Origin of the sequence: Streptomyces sp. NPDC058157, assembly GCF_042884105.1 — a bacterium.
In the GTDB taxonomy this organism is placed as follows: Bacteria; Actinomycetota; Actinomycetes; order Streptomycetales; family Streptomycetaceae; genus Streptomyces.
The window spans coordinates 1-15106 of sequence record NZ_JBHVUQ010000007.1 but is presented as its reverse complement, the minus strand read 5'-3'; the positions used below and the strand labels follow the sequence as shown (position 1 = coordinate 15106).

11 protein-coding genes are annotated in these 15106 nt (G+C 72.0%); 6 read left to right on the top strand and 5 right to left on the bottom strand.

The genetic code is table 11. The annotated features are described in order from the left end of the window. The first annotated feature begins 8 nt into the window (after positions 1–8). The 3 genes from nuoL to nuoN are packed head-to-tail and all read left to right on the top strand — an operon-like array spanning position 9 to position 5150. Entirely contained in the window at positions 9–1904 is a 1896-nt protein-coding gene (gene nuoL, locus ACFVXK_RS03290) for an NADH-quinone oxidoreductase subunit L (RefSeq protein WP_389609849.1), read from the top strand. A 1-nt stretch (position 1905) separates the two neighbouring features. Further along, the gene (locus ACFVXK_RS03285; protein WP_389609848.1) at positions 1906–3498 is read left to right on the top strand and encodes an NADH-quinone oxidoreductase subunit M; all 1593 of its coding nucleotides are present in this window, start codon (positions 1906–1908) and stop codon (positions 3496–3498) included. Beyond that, on the top strand, positions 3495–5150 hold the full coding sequence (nuoN, locus tag ACFVXK_RS03280; RefSeq protein WP_389609847.1) for an NADH-quinone oxidoreductase subunit NuoN: 1656 nt from the start codon (positions 3495–3497) through the stop codon (positions 5148–5150). Before ACFVXK_RS03285 ends, nuoN begins: the two co-directional genes overlap by 4 nt. A gap of 67 nt (positions 5151–5217) precedes the next feature. Here the strand turns inward: nuoN and ACFVXK_RS03275 are convergent, their stop codons facing one another. The 3 genes from ACFVXK_RS03275 to fahA form a co-directional block, all read right to left on the bottom strand. Further along, a complete protein-coding gene (locus tag ACFVXK_RS03275) occupies positions 5218–5823 on the bottom strand; it encodes a hypothetical protein (protein ID WP_389609846.1) in 606 nt (201 codons plus the stop codon). 96 nt (positions 5824–5919) lie between these two features. Then, positions 5920–6540 (bottom strand): hypothetical protein, encoded by a 621-nt coding sequence (locus ACFVXK_RS03270; protein ID WP_389609845.1) that lies wholly within the window; start codon positions 6538–6540, stop codon positions 5920–5922. Between the two features lie 160 nt (positions 6541–6700). Further along, positions 6701–7927 carry a fumarylacetoacetase gene (gene fahA / locus ACFVXK_RS03265; protein ID WP_389609844.1) on the bottom strand — a complete coding sequence of 409 codons (1227 nt, stop codon included), beginning with the start codon at positions 7925–7927 and terminating at the stop codon, positions 6701–6703. Between the two features lie 141 nt (positions 7928–8068). Here fahA and ACFVXK_RS03260 point away from each other — a divergent pair, with 141 nt between their 5' ends. Continuing rightward, entirely contained in the window at positions 8069–8875 is an 807-nt protein-coding gene (locus ACFVXK_RS03260; RefSeq protein WP_389609843.1) for a Cof-type HAD-IIB family hydrolase, read from the top strand. Between the two features lie 13 nt (positions 8876–8888). Here ACFVXK_RS03260 and ACFVXK_RS03255 read toward each other — a convergent pair whose 3' ends face one another. Together ACFVXK_RS03255 and ACFVXK_RS03250 are read right to left on the bottom strand one after the other, a co-directional pair. Then, positions 8889–10892, bottom strand: a complete 2004-nt coding sequence (locus ACFVXK_RS03255; protein ID WP_389609842.1) for a CocE/NonD family hydrolase — start codon at positions 10890–10892, stop codon at positions 8889–8891. 33 nt (positions 10893–10925) lie between these two features. Continuing rightward, entirely contained in the window at positions 10926–12458 is a 1533-nt protein-coding gene (locus tag ACFVXK_RS03250) for a peptide MFS transporter (protein ID WP_389609841.1), read from the bottom strand. 220 nt (positions 12459–12678) lie between these two features. Between ACFVXK_RS03250 and ACFVXK_RS03245 the strand changes: the two genes are divergently transcribed. Both ACFVXK_RS03245 and ACFVXK_RS03240 read left to right on the top strand, forming a co-directional pair. Then, positions 12679–13689 carry a polyprenyl synthetase family protein gene (locus ACFVXK_RS03245; RefSeq protein ID WP_389609840.1) on the top strand — a complete coding sequence of 337 codons (1011 nt, stop codon included), beginning with the start codon at positions 12679–12681 and terminating at the stop codon, positions 13687–13689. 227 nt (positions 13690–13916) lie between these two features. After that, positions 13917–15106, top strand: a 1190-nt coding sequence (locus ACFVXK_RS03240; protein WP_389609839.1) for an outer membrane lipoprotein carrier protein LolA, incomplete at its 3' end; no start/stop codon positions are given.

The window sequence follows — 15106 nt, the reverse complement described above, 5'->3', positions numbered from 1 at the left end:
CCTGCACCGTGGAGAATCTGATCGCGCTCCTGGTGGGCGCACCCCTGCTCGGGGCGGCGGTGCTGCTGTGCGGCGGCCGGCGCCTCGACAAGGCGGGTCACTGGCTCGGGACCCTGCTCGCCGCGGTCTCGTTCGGCATCGGCGTGGTCCTCTTCGCCGGCATGCTGGGCCGCGGGGCCGAGGACCGCACCCTGCACCAGCACCTGTTCAGCTGGGTGCCGGTGGAGGGGTTCCAGGCGGACCTCGCCTTCCAGCTCGACCAGCTGTCGATGACCTTCGTCCTTCTGATCTCCGGCGTCGGCACGCTCATCCACGTGTACTCGATCGGGTACATGGAGCACGACGAGCGCCGCCGCCGCTTCTTCGGCTACCTCAACCTGTTCGTCGCGGCGATGCTGCTGCTGGTCCTCGCCGACAACTACCTGCTGCTGTACTTCGGCTGGGAGGGCGTCGGCCTCGCCTCGTACCTCCTGATCGGGTTCTGGCAGCACAAGCCCAGCGCGGCCACCGCCGCGAAGAAGGCCTTCCTGGTCAACCGGGTCGGCGACATGGGCCTGTCGATCGCCATCATGATCATGTTCACCACCTTCGGGACCTTCGCCTTCGGGCCGGTCCTGGCCAACGTGGGCAAGACCTCCGAGGGGACGCTGACGGCCATCGGCCTGATGCTGCTGCTGGCCGCCTGCGGCAAGTCGGCCCAGGTGCCGCTGCAGTCCTGGCTCGGTGACGCGATGGAGGGCCCGACCCCGGTCTCGGCCCTGATCCACGCGGCCACCATGGTCACCGCGGGCGTGTACCTGATCGTCCGCTCGGGCGCGATCTTCAACGCGGCGCCCGACGCCCAGCTGGTGGTCACCGTCGTCGGCGCGGTCACGCTGCTGTTCGGTGCGATCGTCGGTTGCGCGAAGGACGACATCAAGAAGGCCCTCGCCGGATCGACCATGTCGCAGATCGGCTACATGGTCCTGGCGGCGGGCCTCGGCCCCATCGGCTACGTCTTCGCGATCATGCACCTGGTGACGCACGGCTTCTTCAAGGCCGGCCTCTTCCTCGGCGCGGGTTCCGTCATGCACGGGATGAACGACGAGGTGGACATGCGCAAGTACGGCGGCCTGCGCACGTACATGCCGGTCACCTTCGTCACCTTCGGCCTCGGCTACCTCGCCATCATCGGCTTCCCCGGCCTGTCGGGCTTCTTCTCCAAGGACAAGATCATCGAGGCGGCCTTCGCGAAGGGCGGCACCGAGGGCTGGATCCTCGGCGGCGCGGCCCTGCTCGGCGCGGGCATCACCGCCTTCTACATGACCCGGGTCATGCTCCTCACCTTCTTCGGCGAGAAGCGCTGGCAGCCCGACGCAGAAGGCCACGCGCCGCACCCGCACGAGTCCCCGAAGTCCATGACCGTCCCGATGATCGTGCTGGCCTTCGGATCGGTCTTCGCGGGCGGCTTCTTCGGGATCGGCGACCGCTTCCTCAAGTGGCTGGAGCCGGTCACCGGACACGAGCACGGCAACCCGCCCATCGGCGCCCTGACGGTCACCCTGTCCACGATGGTCGTCCTCGTGATCGGCGTCGCCGTCGCCTGGTCGATGTACGGGAAGAAGCCCGTCCCGGTCACCGCCCCGCGCGGCTCGTTCCTCACCCGGGCGGCCCGCCGGGACCTGTTCCAGGACGACTTCAACCACGTCGTCCTCGTGCGCGGCGGAGAGCACCTCACCCGCTCGCTCGTGTACGTCGACCACAGCCTGGTCGACGGAGTGGTCAACGGGACGGCCGCCTCCGTCGGCGGGCTCTCGGGCCGGCTGCGGAAGCTGCAGAACGGCTACGCCCGCAGCTACGCGGTCTCGATGTTCGGGGGCACGGCGATCCTCATCGCCGCGACCCTGCTGATGAGGGCGGTGTGACATGACTTTCCCGCTTCTGACGGTGACGGCCGCGGTCCCCGCGGTCGGCGCGGTCCTCACCGCCGCCGTCCCGGCCAAACAGCGCACCGCCGCCAAGTGGCTCGCGCTGCTGTTCTCCCTGGCGACGCTCGCCCTGGCCGTGCTCGTCGCGGTCCGCTTCGACCCCGGCGGCGCCCGCTACCAGCTCACCGAGTCCCACGCCTGGATCGCCGACTTCGGCGTCCGCTACGAACTCGGCGTGGACGGCATCGGGGTGGCGCTCATCGCGCTCACCGCCCTGCTGATCCCCTTCGTGATCGGGGCCGGCTGGAACGACGCCGACCCCCTGGAGACCAACTCGTCGCGCTGGCGGCCCACCCAGGGCTTCTTCGCCCTGATCCTGCTGGTCGAGGCGATGGTGGTGATCTCGTTCGAGGCCACCGACGTCTTCCTCTTCTACATCTTCTTCGAAGCCATGCTCATCCCGATGTACTTCCTCATCGGCGGCTTCGGGGACCGGGCGCACTCCGGCAGCGACGAGAACGCCGCCGCCCAGCGCTCCTACGCGGCGGTCAAGTTCCTCCTCTACAACCTGGTCGGCGGCCTGATCATGCTGGCGGCCGTCATCGGGCTGTACGTGGTCGCCGGGAACTTCTCCCTCCAGGAGATCGCCGCCGCCCGCGCCGCGGGCACCCTCGACATGGCGACCAACACCGAGCGGCTGCTCTTCCTCGGCTTCTTCTTCGCCTTCGCGGTGAAGGCCCCGCTGTGGCCGCTGCACACCTGGCTGCCCAACGCCATGGGCGAGGCCACCGCCCCGGTCGCCGTACTGATCACCGCGATCGTCGACAAGGTCGGCACCTTCGCGATGCTCCGGTTCTGCCTCGGCCTCTTCCCCGAGGCCAGCAAGTGGGCCACCCCCGTGATCCTCGTCCTGGCCCTGATCAGCATCGTCTACGGCGCGCTGCTCGCGGTCGGACAGCGGGACATCAAGCGGCTGGTCGCCTACGCGTCGATCTCGCACTTCGGCTTCATCATCCTGGGCATCTTCGCGATGACCTCCCAGGGCCAGTCGGGCGCGACGCTCTACATGGTCAACCACGGGATCTCCACGGCGGCGCTGATGCTCGTCGCCGGCTTCCTGATCTCCCGGCGCGGCTCCCGGCTCATCGCCGACTACGGCGGCGTCCAGAAGGTGGCCCCGGTCCTCGCCGGCACCTTCCTGATCGGCGGCCTCGCCACCCTGTCCCTGCCGGGCCTCGCCCCGTTCGTCAGCGAGTTCCTGGTCCTGGTCGGCACCTTCGCCCGGTACCCGGTCATCGGGATCATCGCCACCATCGGCATCGTGCTGGCCGCCCTGTACACCCTGGTCCTCTACCAGCGGACCATGACCGGCCCCGTCAAGGAGGAGGTCCGCACGCTGCCGGACCTGCGCCCGCGGGAGCTGCTGGTGGTCGCCCCGCTGATCGCGCTGCTGATCGGGCTGGGCGTCTACCCCAAGGTGCTCACCGACATCGTCAACCCGTCGGTGCGGCACACGATGTCGGACGTGAAGAAGACGGACCCCAAGCCTGAGGTCGCCGTCGAAGCGAAGAACGGGGAGGCGGTCAAGTGAGCGCCGCGACTGCTGCCCAGGGCCTGCTGACACTGGCGGCCAACGGACCGGCCGACAAGATCCCGGCCCCGCACATCGAGTACGCCCAGCTCGCGCCCACGCTGATCGTGGTGGGCGCGGCCGTCCTCGGCGTCCTCGTCGAGGCCTTCGTCCCGCGCAGGTCCCGCTACCACGTGCAGGTGTTCCTCGCCGTCGCCTCCCTCGCCGCGGCCTTCGCGGCGGTCGTCGGCCTCGCCGCCGGAGGGTACGGCAACACCAAGGCGCACATCGCGGCCATGGGCGCCATCGCCGTCGACGGCCCGGCGCTGTTCCTCCAGGGCACCATCCTGCTGGCCTCGATCGTGGCCGTCTTCACCTTCGCCGAGCGCCGCCTCGACCCCAAGGCGCACGGCAACCGGGTGGACTCCTTCGCCGCCCAGGCCGCGTCCGTACCGGGCAGCGACAGCGAGAAGGCCGCCGTCAAGGCCGGGTTCACCACCACCGAGGTGTTCCCGCTGGCCCTGTTCGCCATCTCCGGGATGCTGATCTTCCCGGCGGCCGACGACCTGCTGACCCTGTTCGTCGCGCTGGAGGTCTTCTCCCTCCCGCTCTACCTGCTCTGCGCCGTCGCCCGCCGCCAGCGGCTGATGTCGCAGGAGGCGGCCGTCAAGTACTTCCTGCTCGGCGCCTTCTCCTCGGCGTTCCTGCTGTTCGGCATCGCCCTGCTCTACGGCTACGCGGGCTCCGTCTCGTACGCGGTCATCGCGGACGTGGTGGACGGCACCGTCACCACCGTCGACCCGGCGCTCGCCTCCACCATGGGCAACGACGCGCTCCTCCTCATCGGCGGCGCGCTGATCCTGATGGGGCTGCTGTTCAAGGTCGGCGCGGTCCCCTTCCACATGTGGACCCCGGACGTCTACCAGGGCGCCCCCACCCCCGTGACCGGCTTCATGGCCGCCGCGACCAAGGTGGCCGCCTTCGGCGCGCTGCTGCGCCTGCTCTACGTGGTCCTGCCCGGGCTGCGCTGGGACTGGCGGCCGGTGATGTGGGGCGTCGCCATCGTCACGATGCTCGCGGGCGCGGTGATCGCCGTGACCCAGACCGACGTGAAGCGGCTGCTGGCGTACTCCTCGATCGCGCACGCCGGGTTCATCCTGGCCGGTGTGATCGCCACGTCGGCGGAGGGCGTCAAGTCCGTCCTCTTCTACCTGGGCGCCTACTCCTTCGTGACGATCGGCGCCTTCGCGGTGGTCACGCTGGTGCGCGACGCGGGCGGCGAGGCCACGCACCTGTCGAAGTGGGCCGGGCTCGGGCGGCGTTCGCCGCTCACCGCGGCGGTCTTCGCGGTGTTCCTGCTGGCCTTCGCCGGCATCCCGCTGACCTCCGGCTTCGCCGGGAAGTTCGCGGTGTTCAAGGCGGCCGCGGAGGGCGGGGCCGGGGCGCTGGTCGTCGTCGGTGTGATCTCGTCGGCGATCGCCGCGTTCTTCTACATCCGGGTGATCGTGCTGATGTTCTTCAGCGAGCCCAAGGCCGACGGGCCGACGGTGGCGGTGCCCTCGCCGCTGACGATGACCACCATCGCGGTCGGCGTCGCCGTCACCCTGGTGCTGGGCGTCGCGCCGCAGTACTTCCTGGACCTGGCAGGACACGCGAGCACCTTCGTGCGCTGACCCGTCGCGGACGGCCCGTGGGCCCGGCTCCCCCTCCGCGGGGAGCCGGGCCCACGTGCGTCACGGCCTAACCGTGGTGGGAGTGCATCGGGTCGGGCGCGGGGTTGCCCGGGCACTTCAGGGCGGTGTTCCAGTTGTGGAACCGGCCCGCCGGGTTCTCCCGGTACGCCCACATGTGCAGGTCGTAGTGCTTGGGCATGCCCTCCCAGTGGCCGGGCATGGGCCCGTCGAAGGGCAGCCCGAACATGGTCGGCCGGTCGTCGGTGGTCTTCAGGTCCTGGTCCCGGTCGGCGGACATCCACTCGACCGTCTCCAGCTTGCGGCGGCCGTAGCGGTCCTTCTCCGTGCTGTAGAGGAGCGCGGTGGGCCGGGCGGGGTCCGTCGAACCCCAGTTGGACTCCTTGACGTAGTGGTAGCCCATGGCGCCCACCCCGAAGGGGTTGGTCATGCACTCCTTTCCGTGCGGGACGTACCCGTCCTTGATCGCCTCCCGCTCGTCCACGTACTTGGCGGTCACGGCCATGGCCGTCGCCATGTCGCGCATCGCCTTCGCGTCGTGCGGGTCCGGTGCCGGGCCGTCCACGGCGTGGGCCGGGGGCAGGGCCGCCAGGACGAGGGACGCGCCGACGGCGGCACAGGCGGACAGGGCCTTGAGGCCGCGGGCTACGGGCATGGGAGCTCCTGGTGTTCGGGGGTCCCGGAGGGGCTGTCGTTCCACCATCGGGGCGGGGCGCGGACCGTGCACGCGGCGGGCCGCCGAACGGGGGCCCTACGGGGTGGTGGCCGCGGGGGAGGGGGCGACGGCCGGGGCGGCCGGGGCGACCGGGCGGGGGCGGGTGGTCCCCGGAAGGCAGGCCACCTTCGGGTTGAACGGCTCGAACCGGCCGGACGGGTTGTCCTTCCACAGCCACAGGTGCAGCGAGTAGTGCACCTTCTGCCCCTTGTAGCGGGCGGGCAGCGGCCCCTTGAAGGGCTGGCCGAAGAGGGAGGGACGGTCGTCGTCGGTGTCCGTCCGGCCGTCCTTGTCCACGACCATCCATTCGAGGCCCACCAGGTCCCAGTGGCCCTTGCCGTCGCCCTCGTAGAGCAGCGCGGTGGGCTTCGCCGGATCCACGGAGCCGTCGTAGGCGTGGTTGAAGTGCGGGTAACCCAGCGCGCCCGGACCCCCGTTGGGGTTCACGACGCAGTACTGGTCGGGCACGTAACCGGCGGCGACACCGGTGCTGTGCTGGTGGTACTTGGCGGTCGCCCGGTAGGCCAGGGCCAGTTGGGCGGAGGGCGTCAGCCGCGGCTGGGGCGCGCCGGCGGCCGCGGGCGCGGACGGAGCGGCCGCCAGGGTGGCGGCGGCCGCGAGGGCGAGGGGGAGGAGCCTGCCGGTACGAGTGACCATGCAGGCAGCGTCACCGCCCCGCCCGGGGGCCGCCACTCGGACGGCGCGGGTGGCGTAGGCCCCGGATGGCGGCACCGGGCCCGCCACGGCCGCGGCGGGCCCGTTCGGCGGGCCGGCGGGCCGGCGGTGGGATCCGCCGCCCCGCCGCCCCGCCCGTGGACTAGCGGGCGCCCACGATGCGGCCGGTGACCTCGCCGAGGCCGACGCGGGTGCCGTCGGGGCCGGGGGCCCAGGCGGTGAGGGTGACGGTGTCCCCGTCCTCCAGGAAGGTCCGCTTGCCGTCGGCGAGCTCGATCGCGTCGCGGCCGTTCCAGGTGAGCTCCAGCAGCGAGCCGCGCTGGTCGACCTCCGGACCGCTGACGGTGCCGGAGCCGAACACGTCACCGGTGCGCAGGGAGGCGCCGTTGACGGTCATGTGGGCCAGCTGCTGGGCGGCCGTCCAGTACATGGAGGCGAACGGCGGCCGCGCCACCTCCTGCCCGTTGATCGACACGGTGATGTGCAGGTCGAAGCCCCCGGGGCGGTCCGTGGCGGAGTCGTCCAGGTAGGGCAGGAGCGGGAAGTCCCGGGCGGGCGGGGTGACACGGGCCGAGTCCAGGGCCTCCAGCGGGGTCACCCAGGCGGAGACGGAGGTCGCGAAGGACTTGCCGAGGAAGGGGCCCAGCGGCACGTACTCCCAGGCCTGGATGTCGCGCGCCGACCAGTCGTTGAGGAGGAAGAGGCCGAAGACGTGCTCCTCGAAGTCGCCGAGGGCGACCGGCCGGCCCAGCTCCGAGGGGGTGCCGACGACGAAGCCGACCTCGGCCTCGATGTCCAGCTTGACCGACGGGCCGAAGACGGGCGCCGGGTCGGCGGGCGCCTTGCGCTGCCCGGAGGGGCGCACGACGTCCGTGCCGGAGACGACGATCGTGCCCGAACGGCCGTGGTAACCGATGGGCAGGTGCTTCCAGTTGGGCGTGAGCGCGTCCCCGTCCGGCCGGAAGATGCGGCCGACGTTGGTGGCGTGGTGCTCGCTCGCGTAGAAGTCGACGTAGTCGGCGACCTCGTACGGCAGGTGCAGCGCGACCCCGTCCAGCGGCAGCAGGTGCGGCTCGACCGTCTCGCGGTGGCCCGGGTCGGTGACCCAGGCGGTCAGCGCGCGGCGCACGTCGCGCCAGGCGGTGCGGCCGGCGGCCAGCAGCGGGCCCAGCGAGCCCTGGGCCAGGAGCCCGGCGTACGGGGACCCGAGCGCGACGGCCACGGCCCCCGCGTCGAGCACGTACCCGCCGATCCGCACACCGACCCGGCGGCGCTGCGGCTCCTCGGGGGTGGAGAAGACGCCGTAGGGGAGGTTGTGCGGCCCGAACGGGTCGCCCTCGGGGACATCGAGGGGGCTCTGCTGGGGCATGGGGTACTGCCTCGCTTTCGACGCGGTCCGGGGGTGTCCCGGGGGCTGGCTGACACGTTACGTGGCGCATGAGGTCTGTGGGAGGCCGGATTCGGGCGGTATTTATAGGACTTGTCCACGGGGGTCCGTATCCTTGGCGCCGTGACTTCCGCCCTTCCCTATGCCTTGATCGCCACCGACCTGGACGGGACTCTGCTGCGCGCCGGTGACACCGTCTCCGCCCGCTCGTGCGCGGCGCTCGCGACGGCGCGCGCCGCCGGCGCCCGCCACATCGTCGTCACCGGCCGCCCGGTCCCCCAGATCCGGCACGTCCTCGATGACCTTGGGTATACGGGGCTCGCGGTGTGCGGGCAGGGCGCCCAGGTGTACGACGCGGCGCGCGGACAGCTCCTGCACTCCGTCTCCATGGACCGGGGGCTGGCCGAGGTGGCCCTGGGCAAGATCGAGGCGGAGATCGGGGAGGTGTACACGGCGGTCAACCAGGAGGGCCTGGACGCCGAGATGCTGATAGGGCCGGGCTACCGGATGTGGCACCCGCACCTGCCGACGGTCCGGGTACCGAAGCGGGGGGACCTGTGGTCCGCCCCGATCACGAAGGTCCTGCTCCAGCACCCCAGGCTGGACGACGACGAGCTGACCCGGGTGGCGCGGTCGGTGGTGGGCGACCTGGTGAACGTCACGATGGCGGGGGAGCACACGGTGGAACTCCAGCCGCCGGGCATCGACAAGGCGAGCGGCCTGGCCCGCGCGGCGGAGACCCTGGGCGTCCAGGCGGCCTCGACGATCGCCTTCGGCGACATGCCGAACGACGTCCCGATGTTCGTCTGGGCGGGGTACGGGGTGGCCATGGCGAACTCCCACCGCGAACTGGTGGCCGTCGCGGACGAGGTGACCCTGTCGAACGAGGCGGACGGCATCGCGGTGGTGCTGGAGCGGCTGTACGGGTGAGGGGGCGCGCGCCTCACCCCGCCGCCCGGGGCAGCCTCCGCTGCCAGGTCCGGTGGTAGAGGACCTCGTCGGACTCGCGGCAGACCACCTCGTTCGACGTGGTGAAGCCGCCCTCGTCGCAGGTGATCTCCGAGCGGGTCTCGACCCTGACGTCCCAGCCCAGGTCCGGGCGGTGCAGGCGGATGCGCCAGTCGGAGCGGGTGCGGGCGGAGAGGGGGTCCGACTGCTGGATCTCGTAGACCTCGCGCCCCTCCTCCTCGTACTCCAGCCCGTCCGGGTACACCCGCGTGCCCCCGTAGCGGGGGTCGACCTCCAGGCGCCAGGTTCCGCGTGCGACGTCCCGTACGACCACGCGTTCCGGGCGGGGCTCGTCCAGTGTGGCGGGGTAGGAGACGCCCAGGGGGGCCGCCTGCTCCGGGGCTTCGAAGGTGATGCCCTCGGGGGCCGGAGGGGCCGCGCGGACGGGGAGTTCGAGGGTGCTGCCCTCGGGGTCGAGGGTCCAGCCCGCCTCCGAGCCGGCGCGCGGCCAGATCCACGGCCAGTACGCCGAGGAGAGGGAGAGGCGGATGCGGTGGCCGGGCGGGAAGCGGTGGCCGATGCCGTTCAGCTCGAAGGTGACGTCCTCCCAGGCGCCCGCCGCCCATGGCGCCGCCCGGTCGCGGCCCAGCCGGGCGGACAGGTTCAGCGCACCCCGTGTGACCAGCGTCGACGCCCCGTCCGGGGCCACGTCGCACAGCCGGGCCACGACCTGGCCGTACGGGACGTCCATCCGCAGCCGCAGGGTGACCGAGGGCCGGCCCAGGACCTCCACCGGCTCGGCGGCGGCGACGGGGAACTCGAAGCAGGCCGACTTCGCGTCCTCCTCCCGCTGGTCGGGCGGCAGGTCGGCGTCGTTGCCGAAGGGGAAGAAGCGGCCGGCGTCCAGGCCGGTGTGCTGGGGCGAGGCGACGGTCACCGGCGTGCCCTGGAGCCCGTACGAGACGGGCACCACCGACGGCGACGGCCAGGCCTTCTCGCCCACCCACCGGCCCGGCAGCTCCGGGTACGTGGTCGCCGGGCGGTGCGTGTCGCTGATCCAGGCGCGCAGCAGCGGCTCGTCCATGACCCCGGTGTCGATGTCCTTCAGCCAGTGGTCCCACCAGCGCAGGGTCTCCTGGAGGAAGCCGATCGCCGGGCCGGGCGGGAGGCCGCGGTCGGGGTACTGGTGGGACCAGGGGCCGATCAGGCCGCGGACCCGGTTCGAGGGCAGGGCGGAGACCAGGCGCAGCACGGTGTCCCGGTAGGGGTCGTGCCAGCCGCCGACCGCGAGGACGGCCGCGCCGACGGCCCCGTAGTCCTCGCAGACGCTGCCGTGGCGCCAGTAGTCGTCGCGGGTCTGGTGGGCGAGCCAGGTGTGGACGAGCGGTTCGAGGCCCTCCAGCCGGTCGAGCCACCGCTCCCGCCAGCCGTCGCCGGCGTACCGGGGGTCCGGGGGGCGGGCGGCGAAGGCGAGCATGGTGGCCGACCAGGCGTGCATGTCGACGGCCAGGACGGAGCCGCCCATGTAGTGGACGTCGTTGTCGAAGCGGTCGTCGGTGGAGCAGACGGTGACGACGGCCTTGAGGGCGTCGGGGGCGAGGGCGGCGATCTGGAGGCTGTTGAAGCCGCCCCAGGAGATCCCGAACATGCCGACGGACCCCGTGCACCAGGGCTGGGCGGCCAGCCACTCCACCACGGCGACCCCGTCGGCCAGTTCCCGTGCGTCGTACTCGTCGCCGGGGCGGCCGCCGCTGCAGCCGTGGCCGCGCACGTCGACGCGTACGGAGGCGTAGCCGTGTCCGGCGTACCAGGGGTGGCGCTGCCAGTCGCGGGGGGAGGTCCAGTCGGTGAGCCGGTACGGGAGGTACTCCAGCAGGGCCGGGACGGGCCGGTCGGTCGCGGGGCGCCAGACGCGGGCGTACAGCTCCACCCCGTCGGGCATCGGGATCCGGACATCCTCGTGGCTGGTCGCGTAGGGGAACTCGGTGCGGATGATCATGGGGGTTCGCTCACGCTCCCTCGGTGGACGCCCTCATCGGGCGGCCGCGGTGGTCACGGTCATCGTGCGGCGGAGCCAGGGCGCCGCCGCGATCACGGCCAGGCCCGCCGCGACGGCGACGGCGCCGTTCACGCCGAAGTAGGCGGGGGTGGAGACGTGGCCGTACAGCTTGACCACCTGGGCCTGGATGCCGTTGGCGAGGGCCAGCGAGAGGAACCAGAGGGCCATCGTCTGGCCGGCGTAGGCCGAGGGGGCGAGCCGGGTGGTGGCCGACATGCCGGAGGTCTCCAGCAGGACGTCGCCCAGTCCGAGCAGCAGGTAGGAGCCGACGATCCACCAGGCGGCCATCCGGAAGCCCTGGTCGGTGCCGTGTCCGGAGGTCGGCAGGACCATCAGGAGGAAGGACAGGCCGCCGAGGACCACCCCGATGGCGATCTTGTTGGAGGCCTGCGGCTGGCGGCGCCCCATCCGTACCCACAGCGCCGCGACGACGGGGGCGAGGGCCACCTCGAAGGCGCCGAGCGCCGAGGCGTACCAGCCGGCGGGGAAGTGGAAGCCGAGGATCTCGGTCCGGGCGTTGGTGGAGGCCAGCAGCATCATCGTGGAGTAGGCCTGGAAGAGGATGAAGTTGAAGGCGACCGAGGCCAGGAAGAGCACCACGTACGGGCGCAGCCGCCCGCGTTCGGCGGCCGTGACGCGCGGGCTGCGGAACATGAGGGTGAAGTAGGCCACCGGGGCGATCACCGAGACGAGGGTGAGCAGGTCCACGGTGCGGGCCATCGTCAACCAGCCGATGGCCGCCAGAAGGGTGGCGAGCGCGGCGAGGAGGAGACCGCCGGCGGCGATCCGCCGCAGCGCCGTCCGGCGGGCGCCGGGGGCGAGGGCGTAGGGGGCGGCGGCGTCGCGGCCGGGGAGCCGGCCGCGGCCGAGGACGTACTGGGCGAGGCCGGCGGTCATGCCGACGGCCGCGGCGGAGAAGCCCCAGTGCCAGCCCTGGTGCTCGCCGAGCCAGCCGGCGACCAGCGGTCCGGCGAAGGCGCCGATGTTGATGGCCGTGTAGTAGAGGGCGAACCCGGCGTCACGCCGCTCGTCGTCCGTCCGGTAGAGCCGGCCGACCATGCTGGCGACGTTGGGCTTGAGCAGTCCGGTGCCGGCGCTGATCAGGCCGAGGCCGGTCCAGGTCATGGCGGCGGTGGGCACGGCCATGGCGTAGTGGCCGCAGGCGATCAGGACGCCGCCCCACAGGACGGCGCGGTAGGAGCCGAGGATCCGGTCCGCGAGCCAGCCGCCGGCCACGGAGACGAGGTAGACCATGGTCCCGTAGGCGGCCGTGACGGAGGCGGCGGTGGCGGGGTCCATGCCGAGGCCGCCGTGGGCGGCCGTGTCCGCGAAGTAGAGGACGAGGATGGCCTGCATGCCGAGGAAGGAGAACCGTTCCCAGACCTCCAGGCCGGAGAGCGTGGCCAGGCCCCTGGGGTGGCCGAGGAAGCCGTGGTCGCCGCCGGGCGCGACGGGCGGGGGCGGGGCGGCCTCCGGTTCCTTCGGCTGGTCTATGTCGGTCGTCATTCTGGACAAAACAGATTCTCCGGTTGTTTCGGTTCTCCCTGAACATACCGGTGTGGATCGGGCGGTGCGCGCGGCCCCGCGCGAGGCCCGCCGGACGGCTGCCGGGCAGGTGCTCTGCGTGATCGAAAACAGACCCGATACGCTGGCTTGAGTGATGGCAGCGACACATTGACAATCCATGTGATCGTCATCGGATCGTCAGCAGACAGGAGTACCCCTCGTGACCGTCGTCGGGCCGTTCGGACTGAGCGTGCGGGACCAGGCTCTTGAGGCCGATGTCCAGGCCGGACTGGCCGCTGTCGAAGCGGGTCTGCTGGAGGCCACCAAGAGCGAAGTCCCCTTCATCACCGAGGCCGCGCAGCACCTGGTGCGCGCCGGCGGCAAGCGGTTCCGGCCGCTGCTGGTGATGCTGGCGGCGCAGTTCGGTGACCCCTACGCGCCCGGGATCGTGCCCTCCGCGGTGGTCGTGGAGCTCACCCACCTGGCCACCCTCTACCACGACGACGTCATGGACGAGGCGGACGTGCGCCGCGGGGTGGAGAGCGCGAACGCCCGCTGGGGCAACTCGGTGGCGGTCCTGACGGGTGACTTCCTGTTCGCCCGTGCGTCGCACATCCTCGCGGACCTCGGGCCGGAAGCGGTGCGCATCCAGGCGGAGGCCTTCGAGCGGCTGGTCACCGGCCAGATCCTGGAGACGGCCGGCCCGCGCGACGGCCGCGACCCGGTCGCCCACTACCTCGACGTCATCGCGGGCAAGACCGGCTCGCTGATCGCGGTCTCCGGCCGCTTCGGCGCGCTGATGTCCGGGGCCGACGAGTCGGTGGTGGACATCCTGACCCAGTACGGCGAGCGCCTCGGCACCGCCTTCCAGCTGGCCGACGACGTCCTCGACATCGCCTCCGACTCGCACGAGTCGGGCAAGACCCCGGGCACCGACCTGCGCGAGGGCATCCCGACGCTGCCCGTGCTGCGGCTGCGGGAGACGGCCGAGCGGGACGGGCGCGAGGAGGACCTGGAGCTCGTGCGCCTGCTGGACGGGGACCTCACGGACGACGCCCGGCACGCCGAGGTGCTCGCGCGGCTGCGGGTGCACCCCGCGCTGGAGCAGGCCCGCCGCGACACCATCCAGTACGCGCAGGACGCGCGCGCCATGCTCGCCCCGCTGCCGGACTGCTTCGCGAAGTCGGCCCTGGAGGAGCTGTGCGACGCGGTGGTCCACCGCGCGGGCTGAGCCCCGGCGCCGGCACGCGTACGGCACGGGCCCCCGGCCCCGCGACCCCTACGGGTCGGGGGGAGGGGGCCCTTCCCGTGTCATCCCACGGTCGTACGCGGAGTTGATCCCGGGGACTGACGCCCTCCGCCCGCCGTTTTGGTCAGATGGATCCATCGAAACCCCACCGGATCGGGTGAGTGCGGCGGCAACGGCCGTCGCCCTGGACAAGAGGGCAGGGCTCTGAGATGGCAGCGAACACGAAGACCTCGCGCAAGGCCGCGCGGTACGCCGTACCGGTCGCGGTGGCGGGGGTCGCCGCGGCGACCGCGGCGATGGTCCCGGCCTTCGCCACCGCCGGCGGCCCGGACCTGCCCAAGGTGACGGCGCAGCAGCTGATCGAGAAGGTCGCGGCCTCCGACGTGCAGCAGCTCTCCGGCAGCGCGAAGATCAGCACCGACCTGGGCCTGCCCACCCTGGCCACCGGCCTGCTGGGCGGCGCCGGGGTGACGGGCGGCTCCGCCAACCCCGAGGACAAGATCGCCCAGCTGGCGAACGGCACGCACACCCTGCGCGTCGCGGCCGACGGCCCGGACCGCCAGAAGCTGACCTTCCTCGACGGCAAGGACGAGTACACCCTCGTCCACAACGGCCAGGACGTGTGGGGCTACGACAGCAAGTCCAACGAGGCCTTCCACGACAAGACCGACCGCGCCGGCCAGGACCACAAGACCGGCGACCGGCTCGCGGCCTCCCCGCAGCAGCTCGCGCAGGACCTCATCAAGCAGGCCGGTCCGACCACCGACATCGGCGTGGGCGAGACCGCGCAGATCGCCGGGCGCGACGCCTACCAGCTGGTGCTCAAGCCCAAGCAGAGCGGTTCCACCGTCGGGTCCGTCCAGATCGCGGTCGACGCCGAGAACGGCGTGCCGCTGCGGGTCCAGCTGCTGTCGAGCAAGGGCGGCAAGCCGATCGTCGAAGCGGGCTTCACCCAGGTCGACTTCGGCAAGCCGGCCGCCGACTCCTTCTCCTTCACCCCGCCCAAGGGCGCCAAGCTCACCGAGGGCTCGCACCCGGGCCTGGCGGGCAAGGGCGGCAAGGACGCCAAGGGCGGCAAGGACGACGAGCGCTTCAAGGCGCTGGAGTCCCTGCCCGGCTTCGGGCAGCTGGCCGGCGGGGAGCACGGCAAGGGCGACGTGAAGGTGCTCGGCGAGGGCTGGTCGACGGTCGCGCGGATCGACTCCGGCGCCGGAAAGAGCCTCAAGGACGTCGAGAACGACAAGAACGCCCCCAAGGAGGCCAAGCAGTTCCTGAACTCCCTCGGGGACAAGGTCCACGGGAAGTTCGGCGAGGGCCGCATCCTGTCGACCCGCCTGGTCAACGCGCTGATCACGGACGACGGCAAGGTGTACGTCGGCGCGGTCACCAAGGAGCAGCT

What these genes read in the sequence shown, in the direction of transcription:
- ACFVXK_RS03285 (WP_389609848.1), top strand. Translation starts at nt 1,906, where the DNA reads ATGACTTTCCCGCTTCTGACGGTGACGGCCGCGGTCCCCGCGGTCGGC.
- ACFVXK_RS03275 (WP_389609846.1), bottom strand. Translation starts at nt 5,823, where the DNA reads ATGCCCGTAGCCCGCGGCCTCAAGGCCCTGTCCGCCTGTGCCGCCGTC.
- ACFVXK_RS03270 (WP_389609845.1), bottom strand. Translation starts at nt 6,540, where the DNA reads ATGGTCACTCGTACCGGCAGGCTCCTCCCCCTCGCCCTCGCGGCCGCC.
- fahA (WP_389609844.1), bottom strand. Translation starts at nt 7,927, where the DNA reads ATGCCCCAGCAGAGCCCCCTCGATGTCCCCGAGGGCGACCCGTTCGGG.
- ACFVXK_RS03255 (WP_389609842.1), bottom strand. Translation starts at nt 10,892, where the DNA reads ATGATCATCCGCACCGAGTTCCCCTACGCGACCAGCCACGAGGATGTC.
- ACFVXK_RS03250 (WP_389609841.1), bottom strand. Translation starts at nt 12,458, where the DNA reads ATGACGACCGACATAGACCAGCCGAAGGAACCGGAGGCCGCCCCGCCC.